This is a genomic window from Mesorhizobium sp. M7A.F.Ca.ET.027.02.1.1 (assembly GCF_004022985.1).
GTDB lineage: Bacteria > Pseudomonadota > Alphaproteobacteria > Rhizobiales > Rhizobiaceae > Mesorhizobium.
In genome coordinates this window covers 1-1,845 of sequence record NZ_RZOL01000679.1, presented here as the reverse complement: position 1 = coordinate 1,845, position 1,845 = coordinate 1, and the positions used below count along the sequence as shown (strand labels likewise).

The window sequence follows — 1,845 nt, the reverse complement described above, 5'->3', positions numbered from 1 at the left end:
GGCGACGTTGAGGATTTTTCCACGCAGCGGCAGGACGGCCTGGCTGGCGCGGTCGCGCGCCTGCTTGGCAGAGCCGCCGGCGGAGTCACCTTCGACGATGAACAGTTCGGCACCGGCCGCGGCATTCTGCGTGCAGTCGGCGAGCTTGCCCGGCAGCCGCAGTTTGCGCACCGCGCTCTTGCGCGACACTTCCTTTTCCTGGCGCCGGCGCACCCGCTCGTCGGCGCGCGCGATCACCCATTCGAGCAGCTTCGAGGCTTCCTGCGGATTGTCGGCCAGCCAATGGTCGAACAGATCGCGGATCGCGGTCTCAACAATTCGAATTGCCTCGATCGTCGCCAGCCTGTCCTTGGTCTGGCCGACGAATTCCGGCTCGCGGATGAACACCGACAGCATGCCCGCCGCCGAGATCATCACGTCTTCGGAGGTGACGATCGAGGCGCGCTTGTTGCCGACGAGATCGGCATAGGCGCGCAGGCCCCGCGTCAGCACGTTACGGAAGCCGGCCTCGTGGGTGCCGCCTTCGCCGGTCGGAATGGTGTTGCAGTAGGAATTGATGAAGCCGTCGCCGCCGAACCAGGTCACCGCCCATTCGAGCGAGCCATGGCCGCCTTGTTTCTCGCTCTTGCCAGCGAAAATCTCGCGCGTCACCTGGAAGTCGTCGCCCAGCGACGCCTTGAGATAGTCCTTCAGGCCTCCGGGAAAGTGGAATTCAGCCTTGGCCGGTGTCTGGTCCTTTTCCTTGATCAGCGACGGATCGCAGGTCCAGCGGATTTCGACGCCGCCGAACAGATAGGCTTTCGAGCGCGTCATGCGGTAGAGCCGCGCCGGTTCGAACGCCGCGCCCTTGCCGAAAATCTGCTCGTCGGGGTGGAAGCGGATCTTTGTGCCGCGCCGGTTGTGGACCTCGCCCAACTGTTCCAGGCCGGTCACGGGAACGCCGCGCGAGAATTTTTGCCGATAGAGTTGCCGTCCCCGCGCGACCTCAACCTCGAGATGGTCCGACAGCGCGTTGACCACGGACACACCGACGCCATGCAGGCCGCCTGATGTCTCATAAACCTTGGAGTCGAACTTGCCGCCCGAATGCAGCGTCGTCATGATCACTTCAAGCGCCGGCTTCTTGAACTTCGGGTGCGGATCGATCGGGATGCCGCGACCATTGTCGGTCACGGCGAGATAGCCGTCGGCCGAGAGCTCGACATCGATGAAGGTGGCATGGCCGGCCACCGCTTCGTCCATCGAATTGTCGATGACCTCGGCGAACAGATGGTGCATCGCCTTGTCGTCGGTGCCGCCGATATACATGCCTGGCCGGCGGCGCACCGGCTCCAGCCCTTCCAGCACCTCGATGTCGGCGGCGCTATAGCCCTCGCTGCCGTCCTTGGTCGAGGCAGGACGCTTGGTGGCTTGCACCACCAGTGGATCGGCCGGGCGCGCAGGGGTACGCACCGGCTGCGGCTGCTTGTCCATATTGCCGAAGAGATCGTTGTTGTCGTCCATGCCTGCCATAGGTTCCGGTGCTGCGAATCACCTCACGATACTGCCACGCTTTTCAGCGCCAAGCGACCGAGGTTCCTGTTCCGTTCGGGGATCTGCCCCTCTTACCCCAAAACCATTCGATAACCAAGCCGGCGGAATAGATCCGATACCAACGCCCGGGATTCCTGATTCTTTAACAATGCCGCCTAGGGTCAAGCCCAACAAAACAAGAAACTGCTGATATCAGGGGTTTAGGCGTGAGGGGCAAGGCCATATCGATGATCGGCATCGCCGCCGTTTTCGGGGCGATCTCGATCTTTGCCGCGGATTTCTGGGTCAAAAGCCAGGCCAAGGCCGATTCCG

At 62.7% G+C, this 1,845-nt stretch carries 1 protein-coding gene; it reads right to left on the bottom strand.

Going from position 1 to position 1,845, the window contains the following annotated elements:
• Positions 1-1,503, bottom strand: a 1,503-nt coding sequence (locus EN749_RS35035; RefSeq protein WP_145991158.1) for a DNA topoisomerase IV subunit B, incomplete at its 3' end; no start/stop codon positions are given.
• Between the last annotated feature and the right edge of the window lie 342 nt (positions 1,504-1,845).